Origin of the sequence: Burkholderia ubonensis (assembly GCF_902833085.1) — a bacterium.
GTDB classification, from domain to species: Bacteria; Pseudomonadota; Gammaproteobacteria; order Burkholderiales; family Burkholderiaceae; genus Burkholderia; species Burkholderia ubonensis.
Map to the genome: position 1 here is coordinate 26178 of NZ_CADFEB010000005.1, position 19234 is coordinate 45411.

A 19234-nucleotide genomic window follows, 5' to 3' on the forward strand; every position below is an offset into this window, starting at 1 on the left:
GCATACCCATGAACTTTCAGCAATTGCGTTTCGTGCGCGAGGCCGTGCGCCAGAACATGAACCTGACCGAAGTCGCGAACGTGCTGTACACGTCGCAGTCGGGCGTATCGAAGCAGATCAAGGATCTCGAGGACGAGCTGGGCGTCGACATCTTCATCCGGCGCGGCAAGCGGCTGACCGGGCTCACCGAGCCCGGCAAGGCGGTGCACCAGCTGATCGAGCGGATGCTGCTCGACGCGGAGAACCTGCGCCGCGTCGCGCGCCAGTTCGCCGACCAGGACAGCGGCCACCTGGTGGTCGCGACCACCCACACGCAGGCGCGCTACGCACTGCCGAAGGTGGTTCGGCAGTTCACCGAAGTGTTTCCGAAGGTGCATCTCGCGCTGCGCCAGGGCAGCCCGCAGCAGATCGCGCAGATGATCCTGAACGGCGAGGCCGATCTCGGCATCTCGACCGAGGCGCTCGACCGCTATCCGGACATCGTCACGTTCCCGTGCTATTCGTGGCATCACACGGTAGTCGTGCCGAAGGGCCATCCGCTCGTCGGCCGCGAGAACCTGTCGCTCGACGACGTCGCCGAGTATCCGATCATCACCTACGACCAGGACTTCACCGGCCGCTCGCATATCGACCAGGCGTTCGCGCAGGCGGGCGCGGTGCCCGACGTCGTGCTGACCGCGATCGACGCGGACGTGATCAAGACCTACGTCGAGCTGGGGATGGGCATCGGCATCGTCGCGGCGATGGCGTTCGACCCGCAGCGCGACACGGGGCTCGTCGCGCTCGACACGCAGCACCTGTTCGAGGCGAGCACGACGCGGGTCGGCCTGCGCAAGGGTGCGTTCCTGCGCGCCTATGCATACCGGCTGATCGAGATGTTCGCGCCGCATCTGAGCGAGGCCGAGATCGCCGGGCAACTGCGCGAAGCGGTCTGACGCGCCGCTTCCGGGACGCCCGCGAGGCGTCCCGTTCCATCGCCGCCGCGATCGCACGCGCAATCGCACGCAATCGGACGTTCATGCGCCGGCGGCCGGCGCGCTCCGAATAAACCCTTAAATATTGATCAGACGGGTTGCGCGCGGACAAGAAACGGTCCAGCATACCTCTCACTCCGCCGGCAGCCTGCCGGCGGTTGCGCGTGAACGCATCGCCCGCGCTCCGGCAGTCGGCCCTCTGCCTCGCACCCATTCCGTGGTACCGACAGCTTCGATGGCCATTGCCCGGCTAGTGCGCCGCAAACGTTTGCTCGCATTAAAACAACAGATGCCCCGCGGGGCCTATCGCCAGGAGATGTGTATGAATGTCCGCTTTCGCCGTCGCTTCCTGACCGCCGCCGTTGCCGCGGTCGCGCTCGCCGCCGCGCCGTTCGTCCATGCGGAGACGGCCGGCAAGCCGAAAGTCGCGCTCGTGATGAAGTCGCTCGCCAACGAGTTCTTCCTGACGATGGAAAACGGCGCAAAGGAATACCAGAAGCACAACGCGGCCCAGTTCGATCTCGTCACCAACGGCATCAAGGATGAAACCGACACCGCGAGCCAGATCCGCATCGTCGAGCAGATGATCGTGTCGAAGGTCGACGCGATCGTGCTCGCGCCGGCCGATTCGAAAGCGCTGGTGCCGGTCGTGAAGAAGGCGGTCGACGCCGGCATCGTCGTCGTCAACATCGACAACCGGCTCGACCCGGACGTGCTGAAGGCCAAGCGCCTGAACGTGCCGTTCGTCGGCCCCGACAACCGCAAGGGCGCGCTCAAGGTCGGCGACCTGCTCGCGAAGAAGCTGAAGGCGGGCGACCAGGTCGGGATCGTCGAGGGCGTGTCGACGACGACCAACGCGCAGCAGCGCACGGCCGGCTTCCAGGACGCGATGAAGGCGGGCGGGATGAAGGTCGTGTCGGTGCAGTCGGGCGAATGGGAGATCGACAAGGGCAACGCGGTCGCATCCGCGATGCTCAACGAGTATCCGAACCTGAAAGCGCTGCTGTGCGGCAACGACAACATGGCGATCGGCGCGGTGTCGGCCGTGCGCGCGGCCGGCAAGCAGGGCAAGGTCTACGTGGTCGGCTACGACAACATCAACGCGATCAAGCCGATGCTGAAGGACGGCCGCGTGCTCGCGACCGCCGACCAGTATGCGGCGAAGCAGGCGGTGTTCGGCATCGACACGGCGCTCAAGGCGATCGCCGAGCATCGCAAGCAGGCCGACATGTCCGGCGTGGTCGAGACCCCGGTGGATCTCGTGACGAAGTGACGCCGCCCGGATCACGGCCGCCGCCCTCAAGAATCCGGGGCGACGGCCGTTATCCGGTGTGAGCGCGATCACGGCCACTGCGTGCCACTTGTGAGCGTCAATCCCGCGCGCCGTCCGCTGCGCGCGGCCGCAACCAGGATCGCGATGGAATCGACCTTCCAACCCTCCCGTTCTGCCATCCCCGTGCTGGCCGTCTCCGGCATCGGCAAGACCTATGCCGAGCCGGTGCTCGCGGACGTCTCGCTGACGCTCGCGTCCGGCGAGGCGCTGGCGCTCACGGGCGAGAACGGCGCCGGCAAGAGCACGCTGTCGAAGATCATCGGCGGGCTCGTCGCGCCGACGGCCGGCACGCTGCAGCTCGACGCTCGCGCGTATGCGCCCGCGAGTCGCAAGGACGCCGAAGCACTCGGCGTGCGGATGGTGATGCAGGAGCTGAACCTGCTGCCGACGCTGTCGGTCGCCGAAAACCTGTTCCTGAACCGGCTGCCGCGCCGCTTCGGCATCATCGACCGCCGGCGCCTGCGCGACGACGCGCGCGCCGCGATGGCGCAGGTCGGGCTCGACGACGTCGATCCGGACACGCCCGTCGGTGCGCTCGGCATCGGCCACCAGCAGATGGTCGAGATCGCGCGCAACCTGATCGGCGACTGCCGCGTGCTGATCCTCGACGAGCCGACCGCGATGCTGACCGCGCGCGAGGTCGAGCTGCTGTTCGAGCAGATCGACCGGCTCAAGGCGCGCGGCGTCGCGATCGTCTACATCTCGCACAGGCTCGAGGAGCTCGCACGGGTTGCCGAGCGGGTCGCGGTGCTGCGCGACGGACGGCTCGTGCATCACGGCGACATGGCCGCGACGACGACCGAGCGCCTCGTCACGCTGATGGTCGGGCGCGAGGTCGGCGAGCACATCGATTTCGGCGCACGCAGCTTCGGCGCGCCGCGGCTCGTCGTGTCGGGCATGACGCGCATGCCGGCCGTGCAGGACGTGTCGCTCGAAGTGCGCGCGGGCGAGATCTTCGGCATCTCGGGGCTGATCGGCGCGGGGCGCACGGAGCTGCTGCGGCTGATCTACGGCGCCGACACGCCGGACTCGGGCATGATCGCTGTCGGCCAGCCGCCCAAGCCGGCCGAAATCCGTTCGCCGGTCGACGCGGTGCGGCACGGCATCGCGCTGATCACCGAGGACCGCAAGGGCGAGGGCCTGCTGCTGTCGCAATCGGTCACGGCGAACGTGTCGCTCGGCCAGCTCGACCGGCTCGCGCGCGCGGGCGTCGTCGACGCGACGCGCGAGACGGCGCTCGCCGAGCGCCAGATCGACGCGCTGCGCATCCGCACGCACGGCGCGTCGCAGCCGGTCGGCGAACTGTCGGGCGGCAACCAGCAGAAGGTCGTGATCGGCCGCTGGCTCGCGCGCGACATGGGCGTGCTGCTGTTCGACGAGCCGACGCGCGGCATCGACGTCGGCGCCAAATTCGAGATCTACACGCTGATGGGCGCGCTCGCGCGGGAAGGGCGCGCGCTCGTCGTCGTGTCGAGCGACCTGCGCGAGCTGATGCTCATCTGCGACCGGATCGGCGTGATGTCGGCCGGCCGCATGACCGCCGTGTTCGAGCGCGGCAACTGGACCCAGGATGCGCTGCTGGCCGCGGCGTTCGCCGGCTTCGGCCGCGACGAGGCCGCGCGCCATCCGGCAGCCGGAGCGGCGCAGGACGCCGCGTCCGGCGCTTCGACGACAGGACCTTCGCAATGACCCAGCCCCCCGTTACCCCGACCGACGCCAACCCGCCGCAGCCCGTCACGGAGCGCCGCGCGCGCACGCTGTCCGGCACGCGGCTCGGCATCTCGAACTACCTCGGGCTCGCCGGCGCGCTCGCCGCGATGATCGCGTTGTTCTCGGCGCTGAGCTCGCATTTCCTGACCTACGACACGTTCAGCACGATCGCGAACCAGATACCCGATCTCGTCGTGATGTCGGTCGGCATGACCTTCGTGCTGATCATTGCCGGGATCGACCTGTCGGTCGGCTCGGTGCTCGCGCTCGCCGCGTCGGTGGTCAGCGTCGCCGCGCTCAAGTGGCAGTGGGGGCCGCTGCCCGCCGCGCTGATCGGCATCGCGGCCGCGACCGCGACGGGCGCGCTGACGGGCGCGGTCACGGTCGGCTGGCGGATTCCGTCGTTCATCGTGTCGCTCGGCGTGCTCGAGGCCGCGCGCGGGCTCGCGTACCAGCTGACGAATTCGCGCACCGCCTACATCGGCGACGCGTTCGACTTCCTGTCGAACCCGCTCGCGCTCGGCATTTCGCCGGCGTTCCTGATTGCGGTCGCGGTGATGATCGTCGCGCAGTTCGTGCTGACGCGCACCGTGTTCGGCCGCTATCTCGTCGGCATCGGCACGAACGAGGAGGCGGTCCGGCTTGCCGGGGTAAACCCTCGGCCGTATAAAATCCTCGTATTCGCGCTGATGGGCGCGCTTGCCGGGCTCGCGTCGCTGTTCCAGATCTCGCGGCTCGAAGCGGCGGATCCGAACGCGGGCAGCGGGCTCGAGCTGCAGGTGATCGCGGCCGTCGTGATCGGCGGCACGAGCCTGATGGGCGGGCGCGGCTCGGTGATCAGCACGTTCTTCGGCGTATTGATCATCTCCGTGCTGGCCGCCGGGCTCGCGCAGATCGGCGCGAACGAGCCGACGAAGCGGATCATCACCGGGGCGGTGATCGTGGTGGCTGTCGTGCTCGACACTTACCGCAGCCGGCGCGCGCGCGCCCGGTAGGAACCGCGCACGGCAAGAACAACAGAGAACGGACCAGAGAGAAACGGGAAATGGCGACGATCAAGGATGTAGCGGCCATGGCGGGCGTATCGTTTACGACCGTGTCGCACGTGGTGAACAATTCGCGGCCGGTGTCCGCGGACGTGCGCGCGAAAGTCGAAGGGGCGATCCGCGAGCTGAATTACGTGCCGTCGGCGGTCGCGCGCTCGCTGAAGGCGCGCGCGACGGCGACCATCGGGCTCGTCGTGCCGAACAGCACGAATCCGTATTTTGCCGAGCTCGCGCGCGGCATCGAGGACCAGTGCGCCGCCAATGGCTACTGCGTGTTCTTCTGCAACTCGGACGACGATCCGGTCAAGCAGCGCAACTACCTGCGCGTGCTGCAGGAAAAGCGCATCGACGGGCTGATCGTCGCATCGGCCGGCGAGGACACGGTGCTCGCGCAGACGCTCGCCGACGCGCATGCGCCGCTCGTGGTCGTCGACCGCAACATCGAGGGGCTTGCCGCCGATCTCGTGCAGATCGACCACGAACGCGGCGCGTATCTGGCGACCCGCCACCTGCTGGAGCTGGGGCACGCGAAGATCGGCTGCATCACCGGTCCGACGGACACGGCCGTCAGCGCGATGCGCGTGCACGGCTTCATCCGCGCGATGGCCGAGCGCAGCATCGACATCGTGCCGGGCGCGATCGCGGAAAGCGACTTCTCGTGCCTCGGCGGCTACCACGCGGCGTCGCGGCTGTTCGAATCGGTGCGGCCGAGCGCGATCTTCGCGGGCAACGACCTGATGGGCGTCGGCGCGCTGCGCGCGGCGGCCGAGCGCGGGCTGCGCGTGCCGGCCGACTGCTCGATCATCGGCTTCGACGACATCGAATTCTCCCGCTACACGTATCCGGCCTTGTCGACGGTCGGCCAGTCGGTGCGCGCGCTCGGCGAAATGGCCGCGCAAACGCTGATCGAGCGGATCGGCGGCGGGGCGAGCGCCGCGCCGAGCCGGCGGCGCGTCGTGTCGCCGCGCCTCGTGCTGCGCGAATCGACCGCCATCTACCGCGAACCGGCGCAGGCCGGCAACCGCGCATGACGGCGCGCGTCACATCCGGCGCGCCGCAAGCAGGGCGCGTGACGGTCATCGGCAGCCTCAACATGGACCTCGTCGTGCGCGCGCCGCGGCTGCCGCTGCCCGGCGAAACGCTCGCCGGCCACGCGTTCGCGCAGGCCGCGGGCGGCAAGGGCGGCAACCAGGCGGTCGCTGCAGCGCGGCTCGGCGCGCAGGTCGCGATGATCGGCTGCGTGGGCGCGGATGCGCACGGCGCAGCGCTGCGCGCCGGTCTCGAAGCCGAGGGGATCGACTGCACGGGGCTCGCGACGAGCACGACGGCGTCGACCGGGGTCGCGCTGATCGTCGTCGACGACGCGAGCCAGAACGCGATCGTGATCGTCGCCGGCGGCAACGGCGAGGTGACGCCGGACACGATTGCACACCATAGCGCAGCAATCGCCGCGGCCGACGTGCTGATCTGCCAGCTCGAGACGCCGGTGGACGCGGTCTTCGCGGCGCTGTCCGCCGGGCGCAGGCTCGGCCGGACGGTCGTGCTCAACCCGGCGCCCGCGATCGCGCCGCTGCCGGCCGGCTGGCTGCCGCTCGTCGATTACCTGATTCCGAACGAGGTCGAGGCGGCCGCGCTGACGGGCCTGCCGATCCGCGACCCGGCCGACGCCGAAGCCGCCGCGCGCGTGCTGCAGGCGGGCGGCGCGCGCAACGTGCTGGTCACGCTCGGCGCGCGCGGCGTGCTGGCGCTGACGGCCGACGGCGTGGCGCGCCACTACCCGGCATCCGCGGTGCAGGCGGTCGACACGACCGCCGCCGGCGACACCTTCATCGGCGGCTTCGCCGCGCGGCTCGCGGCCGGCGCGGACGTCGACGCCGCGATCCGCTTCGCGCAACGCGCGGCGGCAATCTCCGTGACGCGCGCAGGCGCGCAGCCGTCGATCCCGACGCTGGCCGAACTTACCGATTGACCGCTCGGCCCCGATGATTTCGGGCCGTTTTCGTGTAATTGTTGCCTGATTCGAAATTGACTGACGAATTGTTGGGAAAATTTCAGTAAATACCATCAAGTCGTGCGAATTGTTGTCGTAATTGCATCGAGGGAAGTCCATGCTTCCGGGCGATGGGCGTGACCCGTCAACGACGACGCAAGACAGGAAAAATGATGGTGTTCAAAGACCTGACGATCCGCGCGCGCATCGGCTTCACGATCGCGTTTCTGGCCGGGCTGCTGTGCCTGATCGGTGTGCTGGGGTTGTTCGGCATGGCGCGCGCGAACGACTCGAACCACGAGATCTTCACGAACCAGATGCCGAGCGCGGTCAACTTGGGGCTCGCCGAGATGTACGCCGCGCGCGAACGCCTTGCGCTCGATCGCGCCGCGCTGCTGGCCGGTACGCCGGAAGCGGCGGCGGCGGTCGAACGCAGCCGCGCGATGCGCGCGCAGTCCGATGCGTGGTGGCAGAAATACCTCGCGCTGCCGCGCGACAGCGAAGAGGACAAGCTCGCGCAGGACGTCGCCGCGAAGCGCCAGGCATTGCAGCGCGAGTGCGACGGCTTCGCGGGCGTCGTGGCGGCGAACGAGCATGACCGGATCGCCGACGGCGCGAAGCAGCTTCAGGTGCGCTACAACGATCTCACGGTATCGGGCGAGGCGCTGCGCAATTTCCAGTTCACTGCCGGGCAGGCCGCGTTCGAGCGGGCCGAGTCGACCTACACGACGCTGCGGATCGTGTCGATCGTCGCGCTCGTGGCCGGGCTCGTCGCCGCGCTGGTGTCGTACCTGACGCTGAGCCGCGCGATCGGCCGCCCGCTCGCCGACGCGCTCGCGCACTTCGACGCGATCGCCGCGGGCGATCTGCGGCGCCGCGTCGTCGTGACGCGCCGCGATGAAATGGGCCAGTTGCTGGAGGGCCTCGGCAAGATGCAGGTGGGGCTCGTCGAAACCGTCAGCACGGTGCGGGGCGGCAGCGAATCGATCGCGACGGCGGCCAAGCAGATCGCGGCCGGCAACATCGACCTGTCGTCGCGCACCGAGGAACAGGCGTCGGCGCTGCAGGAAACCGCGTCGAGCATGGAGCAGCTGACCGGCACCGTGAAACAGAACGCGGACAATGCGCGCCAGGCGAGCGCACTGGCCGCGAATGCGTCGGAAATCGCGAACAAGGGCAACGTCGTCGTCGGGCAGGTGGTCGGCACGATGGGCGAGATCAACCAGAGTTCTGCAAAGATCGCGGACATCATCGCGATCATCGAAGGGATCGCGTTCCAGACCAACATTCTTGCGCTGAATGCCGCCGTCGAGGCCGCGCGGGCCGGCGAGGAAGGCCGCGGCTTCGCAGTGGTCGCGGGCGAGGTGCGCAGCCTCGCGCAGCGCTCGTCGGGGGCCGCCAAGGAGATCAAGACGCTGATCGACGCGTCGGTCGAGCGCATCCGTTCCGGCTCGGCGCTCGTCGACGAAGCCGGGCGCACGATGACGGAAGTGATCGGCGCGGTGCAGCGCGTGACCGACATCATGGGCGAGATCGCAGCCGCGTCGGAGGAGCAGAGCGGCGGCATCGACCAGGTCGCGCGCGCGGTCACGCAGATGGACGAGGTGACGCAGCAGAACGCGGCGCTCGTTGAGGAAGCGGCCGCCGCCGCGCAATCGCTCGACGAGCAGGCCGCGCGGCTGCGCGAGACGGTCGCGGTGTTCCAGCTCAACGACGGCGCCGCACAGCGGCGCGCAGCCGAGCCGGCCGCCGCGCGTCGCGTGACGCCGGCGCCTGCGCCGGCAGTGCGCGACAGCCACGACGCACCCGCGCCGCGCGCGACCGTCGCGCCGCCGGCTCGCCGTGCGGCTCCCGCGCCGTCGCCTGCCGCACCGGCGCCTGCGCCGGTCGCTGCCGGCAACGACGACTGGGAGACCTTCTGATTCCAGGGAATGCTGCATGCGTCGCGCATCTATCCCCATTTGCGTGATTCCGAACGCCCGCCTCGCGCGGGCGTTTTTGCATCCGCGGCCGGCGCGGCTTGCTCGTGCGCAACCGTCATACGGGTATCTCCGTAAGGGTCGTGCGAAAAAATAATTTGTAACCGCGCGTTGAGCGTGTCGTCCGGAACGCGTGCTCGAACGTATAGGGATGAAGAGGAGGCGGTGTGGACTTCGCGACGCCCGGCACGTCCAACGCACAAGACGTTCCGGTGCTCGACGAGACGCGGCGGATGCTGTTTCGGCAGCTCGGGAGATCGATTGTAGAGCGACGAAATGCGTTGTCCAAGTCATGTGTCGTCGATGACGAAAGTTCACACAACGAGTTCGTGAAAAAAAATAAGAAAGGGTTTAGGATGAATTCGAACGCGCTTGCTTCTGCGCAGTCACATGAAGAAGGCAGGCACGTCTTCAGACATAGGCGAGGGAGGTAGCATGGATATTTACAGCAGCTTCGCGAACCGCTTCGAAAAAACGCGAGAGGAAGAGTTCTCGCTGGAGGAGTATCTCGCGCTCTGCAAAAACGATCCATCCGCGTATGCCACGGCCGGCGAACGCATGCTGGCTGCGATCGGGGAACCAGAACACATCGATACCCGCAACGAACCGCGCCTGTCGCGGATCTTTGCGAACAAGGTCATCAAGGTCTATCCCGCGTTCCGCGAGTTCTACGGAATGGAGGAAGTGATCGAGCAGGTGGTCGCGTATTTCCGCCACGCTGCGCAAGGGCTCGAAGAGAAGAAGCAGATCCTCTATCTGCTCGGTCCGGTGGGCGGCGGCAAGTCGTCGATCGCCGAGCGTCTCAAGCAGCTGATGGAGCGCGTGCCGTTCTATTCGCTGAAGGGCTCGCCCGTCAACGAATCGCCGCTCGGGCTGTTCGACTACGACGAGGACGGGCCGATTCTCGAGGAACAGTACGGCATTCCACGGCGCTATCTGAAGAGCATCCTGAGCCCGTGGGCAGTCAAGCGCCTGCACGAATACAACGGCGACATTCGCCAGTTCCGCGTCGTGCGCCGCTATCCGTCGATCCTGCGGCAGATCGCGATCTCGAAGACCGAGCCGGGCGACGAGAACAATCAGGACATCTCGTCGCTCGTCGGCAAGGTCGACATCCGCAAGCTCGAGCAGTACGCGCAGGACGACGCCGATGCGTACAGCTACTCCGGCGGCCTGTGCCTCGCGAACCAGGGCCTGCTCGAATTCGTCGAAATGTTCAAGGCGCCGATCAAGGTGCTGCACCCGCTGCTGACCGCGACGCAGGAAGGCAACTTCAAGGGCACCGAGGGCTTCGGCGCGATCCCGTTCGACGGGATCATCCTCGCGCACTCGAACGAGTCGGAGTGGAAGGCGTTCAAGAACAACCGCAACAACGAGGCGCTGCTCGACCGGATCTTCGTCGTGAAGGTGCCGTACTGCCTGCGCGTGTCGGAAGAGATCAAGATCTACGAGAAGCTGATCCGCAACTCGTCGCTCGCCGAGGCCGTATGCGCGCCCGGCACGCTGAAGATGATGTCGCAGTTCTCGGTGCTGTCGCGCCTGCACGAGCCGGAAAACTCAAGCTTGTTCTCGAAGATGCAGGTGTATGACGGCGAGAACCTGAAGGACACCGACCCGAAGGCGAAGTCGTACCAGGAGTATCGCGACTACGCGGGCGTCGACGAAGGCATGACCGGCGTGTCGACGCGCTTCGCGTTCAAGATCCTGTCGCGCGTGTTCAACTTCGATTCGAGCGAAGTGGCGGCGAACCCGGTGCACCTGATGTACGTGCTCGAGCAGCAGATCGAGCGCGAGCAATTCCCGCCGGAAACCGAGCAGAAGTACCTGTCGTTCGTGAAGGACGTGCTCGCGTCGCGCTACGCGGAATTCATCGGCAAGGAGATCCAGACGGCCTACCTCGAATCGTATTCGGAGTATGGGCAGAACATCTTCGATCGCTACGTCACGTATGCGGACTTCTGGATCCAGGATCAGGAATTCCGCGATCACGACACCGGCGAGAGCTTCGACCGCGCCGCGCTGAACGCGGAGCTGGAGAAGATCGAGAAGCCGGCGGGCATCAGCAATCCGAAGGATTTCCGCAACGAGATCGTGAACTTCGTGTTGCGCGCGCGGGCCGCGAACGCCGGCAAGAACCCGGTGTGGACGAGCTACGAGAAGTTGCGCGTCGTGATCGAGAAGAAGATGTTCTCGAACACGGAAGAGCTGCTGCCGGTCATTTCGTTCAACGCGAAGGGGTCGGCGGAAGAACAGCGCAAGCACGAGGACTTTGTGAACCGGATGGTCGCGAAGGGCTATACGCCGAAGCAGGTGCGGCTGCTTTGCGACTGGTACCTGCGGGTGCGCAAGTCGTCATGACCTGCATCGCGCAGCGCCCGTGCGGCCTGGCCGCACGGGCAACTTCAGAGACGCCGCCCGCATGACGGGACACGGCATGCGGCGAGCGTCCCGGCATATCGATATTCGAGCGGGAGACCGGGCGTGCTTCATCAAATCATCGACCGCAGGCTAGCCGGCAAGAACAAGAGCATTGCCAACCGCGAACGCTTTCTGCGTCGCGTCAAGAACTACATTCGTCGTGCCGTGTCGGACGCGGTGCGCGATCGTAGCATCAAGGACATCCAGAGCACGCAGAGCATCACGATTCCGCGCAAGGACATCGCGGAACCGACGTTCCGCCACGGTCCGGGCGGGCGCCGCGAGTACGTGCATCCGGGCAACGAGGACTACGTGCGCGGCGACAAGATTCCGCGTCCGCAAGGCGGCGCGGGCGGCGGCGGCAGCCAGGCCAGCAACGAGGGCGAGGGGCAGGACGACTTCGTGTTCGAGCTGTCGCGCGACGAGTTCATGCAGTACTTCTTCGACGATCTCGAACTGCCGCGCCTCGTGAAGACGCACCTGCTGACGGTGCCGAGCTGGAAGAACGTGCGCGCGGGCTGGGCGGCGGAAGGCACGCCGAACAACATCGACATCGTGCGTTCGCTCAGAAGCGCGCTCGGCCGCCGCATCGCGCTCGGCTCGCCGCTCGTCAACGAGCTGCACGAGCTCGAGGCGCAGCTCGAAGCGCTGAAGAGCGATTCCGAGGATCGCCGCGCGGAGATCGCGACGCTGGAGGACCAGATCCACCATCTGAAGGGCCGCATCTGGCGCATCCCGTTCATCGATCCGTTCGACCTGCGCTACATCAATCGCGTGAAGCAGCCGCAGCCGTCGAGCCAGGCCGTGATGTTCTGCCTGATGGACGTGTCGGGCTCGATGGACGAGCAGCGCAAGGATCTCGCGAAGCGTTTCTTCATCCTGCTGTACCTGTTCCTCAAGCGCAACTACGAGCGCATCGAGGTGGTGTTCATCCGCCACCACACGCGCGCGGAGGAAGTCGACGAGGATACGTTCTTCCATTCGACCGAAAGCGGCGGCACGGTCGTGTCGAGCGCGCTCGAGCTGATGCGCAAGGTGATGAACGAACGCTACTCGCCGACCGAATGGAACATCTACGGCGCGCAGGCGTCCGACGGCGACAACTGGACCGACGATTCGCCGAAGTGTCGCAAAATCCTGGAAGAGGATATCCTCACGAAGACGCGTTACTTCGCGTACATCCAGGTCGCGCCCGAAGAGCAGAATCTGTGGCTGGAGTATGCGCAGCTGATGCAGTCGCAACCGCATCTCGCGATGAAAAAAGTGGAATCGGCTGCCGATATCTACCCGGTGTTTCGCGAATTGTTCGAAAAGCAGGTGGAAATGTCATGACGAGCCGCCACCTGCACAGCGAATCGCGCGGCTACCAGCCGCGCCGATCCGGCGACGACACCGCAGGCCATGCCGCAACGCAGCAACGCGGCCGCGCCGAACCGTCGACGCCGCCCGCCGACATGCCCGGTGCCGGGCAGAAGGAAGCGCGTATGAACGTTGCCGAACGCAAGCCGCTGCCGTGCCCGTCCGACTGGACCTTCGAACTGCTCGAGGAATACGACACGCACATCGCGCAGGTTGCCGAGCAGTATGAGCTCGACATCTACCCGATCCAGCTCGAGCTGATCAGCGCCGAGCAGATGATGGACGCGTACGCGTCGGTCGGGATGCCGGTCAACTACCGGCACTGGTCGTTCGGCAAGCACTTCCTGTCGACCGAAAAGAGCTATCGCCGCGGCCAGATGGGCCTCGCGTACGAGATCGTCATCAACTCGAATCCGTGCATCGCGTACCTGATGGAAGAGAACACGATGACGATGCAGGCGCTCGTCATCGCGCACGCGGCGTACGGTCACAACTCGTTCTTCAAGGGCAACTACCTGTTCCGGTTGTGGACCGATGCGCACGCGATCATCGACTACCTCGTCTACGCGAAGAACTACGTCGCGGAATGCGAGGAGCGCTACGGCCTCGACCGCGTCGAGGAGCTGCTCGACTCGTGCCACGCGCTGATGAACTACGGCGTCGACCGCTACAAGCGGCCGCAGAAGCCGTCGCTGTCGAAAGAGGCCGCGCTGCGCCGCGAGCGCGAGGCGTACCTGCAGTCGCAGATCAACGAACTGTGGCGCACGCTGCCGCACAAGAAGCCCGAGCTGGCCGAGGAGCAGGAAGAGCGCTATCCGCCGGAGCCGCAGGAGAACCTGCTGTATTTCGCGGAGAAGAACGCGCCGCTGCTCGAGCCGTGGGAGCGGGAAGTGATCCGCATCGTGCGCAAGATCGGCCAGTACTTCTATCCGCAGCGGCAGACGCAGGTGATGAACGAAGGCTGGGCGTGCTTCTGGCATTACACGCTGCTCAACACGCTGTACAACCAGGGCAAGCTCGCCGACGGCTTCATGATGGAGTTCCTGCATTCGCACAGCAACGTGATCTACCAGCCGCCCGTCACGAAGCCGTACTACAGCGGGATCAACCCGTATGCGCTCGGCTTCTCGATGATGAGCGACATCCGGCGGATCTGCGAAGCGCCGACGGACGAGGACTACAAGTGGTTCCCCGAGCTCGCGGGCAGTCCGTGGCTGCCGGCCATGCACTACGCGATGCGCAACTTCAAGGACGAGAGCTTCATCGCGCAGTACCTGTCGCCGCACCTGATCCGCGAGATGCGCCTGTTCTCGGTGCTCGACGACGACATGCGCGACGCGCTCGAGGTGTCGGCGATCCATGACGACTCCGGCTACCAGTACGTGCGGCAGTCGCTGTCGCGGCAATATGACATCCACCATCGCGAGCCGAACATCCAGGTGTGGTCGGTCAACACGCGCGGCGACCGCAGCCTCACGCTGCGCCACTTCATGACCGACAACCGGCACCTGTCGAACGACAGCGACGAGGTGCTCAAGCACATGGCGCGGCTGTGGCAGTTCGACGTGTACCTGGAAAGCGTCGACGAAGCGGGCACCGTGCGCAAGCGCTACGAGTGCCGCTACACGCCGCCCGAAGTGCGCCTCTGAGCCCGTACGCGCAATCCGTTTCCTTGCATCCGACGCCAGCCTGCGGGCTGGCGTTTTCATTGGATGACCGGAAAACGGGAGAAAAATTTTCTACATCCGGACGAACCCGGACAGTCCCTATCTTTACAATTCGCTAAAATTCGGTTGCGCATTGCGCCGGAACCGGTGCCATGCGTGTCCGCTCGCGGCGGTCCTGCGGCCGCCACGCCCAAAAGCACTAAAAAGGAACAGACCAACCCATGGACGTCCAGACCGACCAAGCCGTGCCGTCCGCGCACGATACCCGGCGGCGCGTGTTCGCCATCGTCGGCGCCTCGTCGGGCAACCTCGTCGAGTGGTTCGACTTCTACATCTACTCGTTCTGCGCGCTGTACTTCGCGCCGGCGTTCTTCCCGAGCGGCAACACGACGACGCAGCTGCTGAACACCGCGGGCGTGTTCGCGGCCGGCTTCCTGATGCGCCCGATCGGCGGCTGGCTGTTCGGCCGCATCGCCGACCGTCACGGCCGCCGTGCCGCGATGATGATCTCGGTGCTGATGATGTGCGGCGGCTCCCTCGTGATCGCGGTGCTGCCGACCTATGCGCAGATCGGCGCATTCGCGCCGCTGCTGCTGCTGGTCGCGCGGCTGTTCCAGGGGCTGTCGGTGGGCGGCGAGTACGGCACGAGCGCGACCTACATGAGCGAAGTCGCGCTGAAGGGCCGGCGCGGCTTCTTCGCGTCGTTCCAGTACGTGACGCTGATCGGCGGCCAGCTGTGCGCGCTGCTCGTGCTCGTGATCCTGCAGCAGACGCTGTCGGCCGGCGAGCTGAAGGCGTGGGGCTGGCGCATCCCGTTCGTGGTCGGCGCGGCCGCCGCGCTGATCTCGCTGTACCTGCGCAAGTCGCTCGACGAGACGTCGACGAGCGAGTCGCGCGACAAGAAGGACGCCGGCACGATCCGCGGCGTGTGGCAGCACAAGGGCGCGTTCCTGACGGTGGTCGGCTTCACCGCGGGCGGCTCGCTGATCTTCTATACGTTCACGACGTACATGCAGAAGTACCTCGTGAACACCGCCGGCATGCACGCGAAGACCGCCAGCAACGTGATGACGGTCGCGCTGCTCGTCTACATGCTGCTGCAGCCGGTGTTCGGCGCGCTGTCCGACCGGATCGGCCGCCGCATGTCGATGATCCTGTTCGGCGCGTGCTCGGTGATCGGCACGGTGCCGCTGATGCACGCGCTGAAGGACGTGCAGAGCCCCGTCGCGGCGTTCGTGCTGATTACGGTCGCGCTCGCGATCGTCAGCTTCTACACGTCGATCAGCGGCCTCATCAAGGCCGAGATGTTCCCGCCGGAAGTGCGCGCGATGGGCGTCGGCCTGTCGTACGCGGTCGCGAACGCGCTGTTCGGCGGCACGGCCGAGTACGTCGCGCTGTGGTTCAAGTCGATCGGCAGCGAGGAGACGTTCTACTGGTACGTGACCGTGCTGTGCGCGGTCTCGCTGATCGTGTCGTACCGGATGCGCGATCCGAGCAAGGAAGGGTACCTGCGTCACGAGCCGTGATCGCGCGGCGCGCGATAAGGATATCGGAATCGCTTCGTTGCCGACGACGGGCGATCCGCTTAATCTGAACCCGTAGTTCGTGTGACACCTCCTTGACTGGGATTCACGCCCGCTGCTTGCAGCGGGCGTTTTTTTGCGTGCCGCGAGGCACCGGCAACGGCGCGAGCTTGAACAGATGCGCGTCCATGGGCTCGGAAGATACAATCGGCACCGCCTGTCCGAGGCGCGATAGCCGATTCCTGAGATCCCATGAAAGAACAACATCCGTCCATTCCGAGTACCTTGCCGCGGCTGACGATCCTGCTCGCCGTCGTCAACGCCGTCATATTCCTGCTGATGTGGCGGCAGGCATCGTTCGACAGCCTGTCGAACAGCCTGCTGCTCGACTGGGGCGCCAATTTCGCGCCATACACACTGACGGGCCAGCCGTGGCGGCTGCTGACCAGTGCGTTCCTGCACGGCGGCTGGCTGCATCTGCTGCTGAACCTCTACATGCTGGTGGTGCTCGGCACCGTGCTGGAGCGCGTGGGCGGATCGACGCGGTTCGGCGTCACGTATCTGCTGTCCGCGCTCGGCGGCTCGCTGGCGAGTGCGCTGTGGTACGGGTATCACGAAGTCGGCGGCATGCATGTCGCGTTCGGCGTCGCGCTGCCGACGAGCGCGATACAGCCGGTCGTCAGCGTTGGCGCGTCGGGTGCGCTGATGGGGCTCGCGGGCGCGGCGGGTGCGTTCGCGCTGCGCATGGACCTGGATCGTGGCCGCGCCGCGCCGACGATCATCAACCTGAAGGCGGTGGCCCAGGTGATCGTGATCAACCTTGCGTCGGGCTTCTTCATTTCCGGCATCGACCAGGCCGCGCATGTCGGCGGCGTGGTGACGGGCTTCGTCGTCGGCTGGGTGCTGTACCGATCGCACGCGAGCGGCCGCGCGCCTGCCGGCGTCGTCCTGCCGCTCGCGCTCGCGGTGTTCGGCAGTGCCGGGATGCTGGTCGCGGCGCATCACGCGTCCAGCGCCGAACTGCGGGAAATGCGTGTCGACGTCGACCGCGAGCGCTTGCGGGACCGCGCGCAGCAGGATGCGAAGCTGGAGGCCGAGTCGCTCGCCGCGCAGATTCGCGACGACGAGCAGCATCGGCCCGCGCCCGTGTCGCCGGAGCAGGCCGCGGGCACCGTCATCCCGGTGGGCAAGGCGCCGTACGCGATGGTGATGGGGCCGTCCGGCAAGCGCCTGTATGTGACCGACAACGACGCGAACACGCTCGTCGTCGTCGATGTCGATACGCGCAAGGTCGTCCGCACGATTGCCGGTGAGCCGTTCAAGACGGGGCTGGGCGGTTGTCAGGACAACATGTGCCGTGGGCGTGGCGCAAGCGGCGTCGTCATCAGCCCGGACGAACGCTATGCGTACGTCGCGTCGATGCGCGAGGACGGTCTCGTGCGCATCGACCTGACGAGCGGCGCCATCGTCGACGGCGTGACGCTCGGCCGGTTTCCGCGGGCAATGGTCGCGTCTGCGTCGCACGACCGGCTGTTCGTGCTGAACAGCGTCGACGACACGATCTCGGTCGTCAGCCTCACGCAATGGCCGCAGGTCCTCGCGACGCTGAAACTGGGCGACGGCGACACGTCGGGCGTCGGTTTCGGCCGGCAACTGTCGATGTGGCTGTCGCCCGACGGGCGGCGGCTGTTCGCCAACGCGACGCAGCGCGGCACGATCGTCGCATTCGATGCGTCGACGAACCAGCCGGTCGGCTCGCATCCCGTCGATCAGGATTTCGTGCAGGCCGTACCGGCCGCGTCGGGTGACGGAACGTGGTTCTACGACACGTCGTCGGTCAAATGGGTGGACGCCGCGAACCTGACGACGCTGAAGACCTATCCGGTCTGCCGGACTTCCGCGTACAGATTCGATGGCAGCGGCGACGGCAGGCTGATTGCCGTCAATGCGTACGGCGACACGTCGCTGCGGGTGATCAAGATGGCAACCCGCCGGACGGTCGGCGAATTCCCGGTCGCGGGCGGGGCGTCGCAGGTGATCTTCTCGCACGACAACCGGACCCTGTTCGCGCTGGGCGCCGCGGGCACGCTGTCGTTCCTGAGCATGGACCGGTCGCTCGACTATCTGCAGGGCACGGGCGACGGCGAGTTCCTGTGCGCGGCGAGCGCCGACGGCGAAGCGGGCGGCGACGGCACGTAATCGCTCATCACGAAACCCGCAGAGCAAAGCAGCATTTCTTGGTTCGGATCCGCACGGCCCGCTGATACGTTAGCGGCTTCACGGCACCACCCGCCGTGGATTTCCTCGAACCGGGCCGTCGCGCGATCCGCGGCGGCCTTCATAACAAATTGGGTCGTGCTCATGAAAATCCACACACTCGCTACGTGGCTCGTCGGGGTTGCGCTCGTGACGGCGGGCAGCGCCGCGCACGCGGACCGCCTCGACGACATCAAGAAGGCCGGCGTGCTGCGCGTCGCGACGTTCGACAGCAACCCGCCGTTCGGCTTCGTCGACGGGAAGACCAACCACATCGTCGGCCTCGACGTCGACTACGCGAAAGCGCTCGCCGACAAGCTCGGCGTGAAGCTGCAACTGCAGCCGACGAACCCGGCGAACCGCATTCCGTTCCTGACGTCCGGCAAGGTCGACCTCGTGCTCGCGAACTTCACGATCACCGACGAGCGCGCGAAGCAGGTCGATTTCAGCATTCCGTATTTCTCGTCGGGCCAGCAGTTCCTCGCGAAGAAGGGCGTGCTGAAGTCGGCCGAGCAACTGAACGGGCTGCGGGTCGGCGCGGACAAGGGCACGACCAACGAGATCACGCTGCGCGAGAAATATCCGAAGGCGACGATCGTCGCGTACGACGACACGCCGTTCGCGTTCGCCGCGCTGCGCGCCGGCAACGTGCAGGCGATCACGCAGGACGGGCCGAAGCTGATCGGCCTGCTCGCGAACGTGCCGGACAAGCAGAACTACGAGATCCCGGCGTTCGCGATCTCGAACGACTACATGGGCGTCGGCGTGCCGAAGGGCGAGACGCGCCTGCTCGGCTTCGTCAACGACACGCTGAAGGGGCTCGAGACGAGCGGCCGCGCGCCGCAGATCTACGACGCGTGGTTCGGGCCGGCGACGAAGACGCCGCTCACGCGCATCTTCCGCATCGGCGACAAGACCTGAGCACGCGATACGACACGTGACACGCGCGCCGCGATGCACTCGCTGGGCCAACCGGCGA

The 19234-nt window shown here is 66.6% G+C and carries 13 protein-coding genes; all 13 read left to right on the forward strand.

Annotation, left to right across the window (positions count from 1 at the left end; all coding sequences use genetic code 11):
* The first annotated feature begins 8 nt into the window (after positions 1 to 8).
* The 13 genes from HWX31_RS14620 (at position 9) to HWX31_RS14680 (ending at position 19176) form a co-directional block, all read left to right on the forward strand.
* The gene (locus HWX31_RS14620; RefSeq protein WP_076481127.1) at positions 9 to 935 is read left to right on the forward strand and encodes a CysB family HTH-type transcriptional regulator; all 927 of its coding nucleotides are present in this window, start codon (positions 9 to 11) and stop codon (positions 933 to 935) included.
* Between the two features lie 361 nt (positions 936 to 1296).
* Positions 1297 to 2247 (forward strand): sugar ABC transporter substrate-binding protein, encoded by a 951-nt coding sequence (locus tag HWX31_RS14625; RefSeq protein ID WP_174965677.1) that lies wholly within the window; start codon positions 1297 to 1299, stop codon positions 2245 to 2247.
* A gap of 144 nt (positions 2248 to 2391) precedes the next feature.
* Positions 2392 to 3996 carry a sugar ABC transporter ATP-binding protein gene (locus HWX31_RS14630; protein WP_174965678.1) on the forward strand — a complete coding sequence of 535 codons (1605 nt, stop codon included), beginning with the start codon at positions 2392 to 2394 and terminating at the stop codon, positions 3994 to 3996.
* Complete coding sequence (locus HWX31_RS14635) at positions 3993 to 5012, forward strand: ABC transporter permease (RefSeq protein WP_059635505.1); 1020 nt, start codon at positions 3993 to 3995, stop codon at positions 5010 to 5012. The genes HWX31_RS14630 and HWX31_RS14635 overlap by 4 nt, the downstream gene beginning before the upstream one ends.
* Positions 5013 to 5062: 50 nt before the next feature.
* The gene (locus HWX31_RS14640; RefSeq protein ID WP_174965679.1) at positions 5063 to 6094 is read left to right on the forward strand and encodes a LacI family DNA-binding transcriptional regulator; all 1032 of its coding nucleotides are present in this window, start codon (positions 5063 to 5065) and stop codon (positions 6092 to 6094) included.
* The gene (gene rbsK / locus HWX31_RS14645) at positions 6091 to 7032 is read left to right on the forward strand and encodes a ribokinase (protein WP_174965680.1); all 942 of its coding nucleotides are present in this window, start codon (positions 6091 to 6093) and stop codon (positions 7030 to 7032) included. The genes HWX31_RS14640 and rbsK overlap by 4 nt, the downstream gene beginning before the upstream one ends.
* A gap of 194 nt (positions 7033 to 7226) precedes the next feature.
* On the forward strand, positions 7227 to 8975 hold the full coding sequence (locus HWX31_RS14650; RefSeq protein ID WP_175933934.1) for a methyl-accepting chemotaxis protein: 1749 nt from the start codon (positions 7227 to 7229) through the stop codon (positions 8973 to 8975).
* A 492-nt stretch (positions 8976 to 9467) separates the two neighbouring features.
* Positions 9468 to 11390, forward strand: coding sequence for a PrkA family serine protein kinase (locus tag HWX31_RS14655; RefSeq protein ID WP_010092452.1), 1923 nt, complete (start codon positions 9468 to 9470; stop codon positions 11388 to 11390).
* A 123-nt stretch (positions 11391 to 11513) separates the two neighbouring features.
* Positions 11514 to 12782 (forward strand): YeaH/YhbH family protein, encoded by a 1269-nt coding sequence (locus HWX31_RS14660; RefSeq protein ID WP_042583978.1) that lies wholly within the window; start codon positions 11514 to 11516, stop codon positions 12780 to 12782.
* Positions 12779 to 14458 carry a SpoVR family protein gene (locus HWX31_RS14665; protein WP_174965542.1) on the forward strand — a complete coding sequence of 560 codons (1680 nt, stop codon included), beginning with the start codon at positions 12779 to 12781 and terminating at the stop codon, positions 14456 to 14458. The genes HWX31_RS14660 and HWX31_RS14665 overlap by 4 nt, the downstream gene beginning before the upstream one ends.
* A 239-nt stretch (positions 14459 to 14697) precedes the next feature.
* On the forward strand, positions 14698 to 16002 hold the full coding sequence (locus HWX31_RS14670; RefSeq protein ID WP_174965541.1) for an MFS family transporter: 1305 nt from the start codon (positions 14698 to 14700) through the stop codon (positions 16000 to 16002).
* 249 nt (positions 16003 to 16251) lie between these two features.
* Complete coding sequence (locus HWX31_RS14675) at positions 16252 to 18198, forward strand: rhomboid family intramembrane serine protease (RefSeq protein ID WP_174965540.1); 1947 nt, start codon at positions 16252 to 16254, stop codon at positions 18196 to 18198.
* A 162-nt stretch (positions 18199 to 18360) separates the two neighbouring features.
* Positions 18361 to 19176 carry an ABC transporter substrate-binding protein gene (locus HWX31_RS14680; RefSeq protein WP_174965539.1) on the forward strand — a complete coding sequence of 272 codons (816 nt, stop codon included), beginning with the start codon at positions 18361 to 18363 and terminating at the stop codon, positions 19174 to 19176.
* The last annotated feature ends 58 nt before the right edge of the window (positions 19177 to 19234 follow it).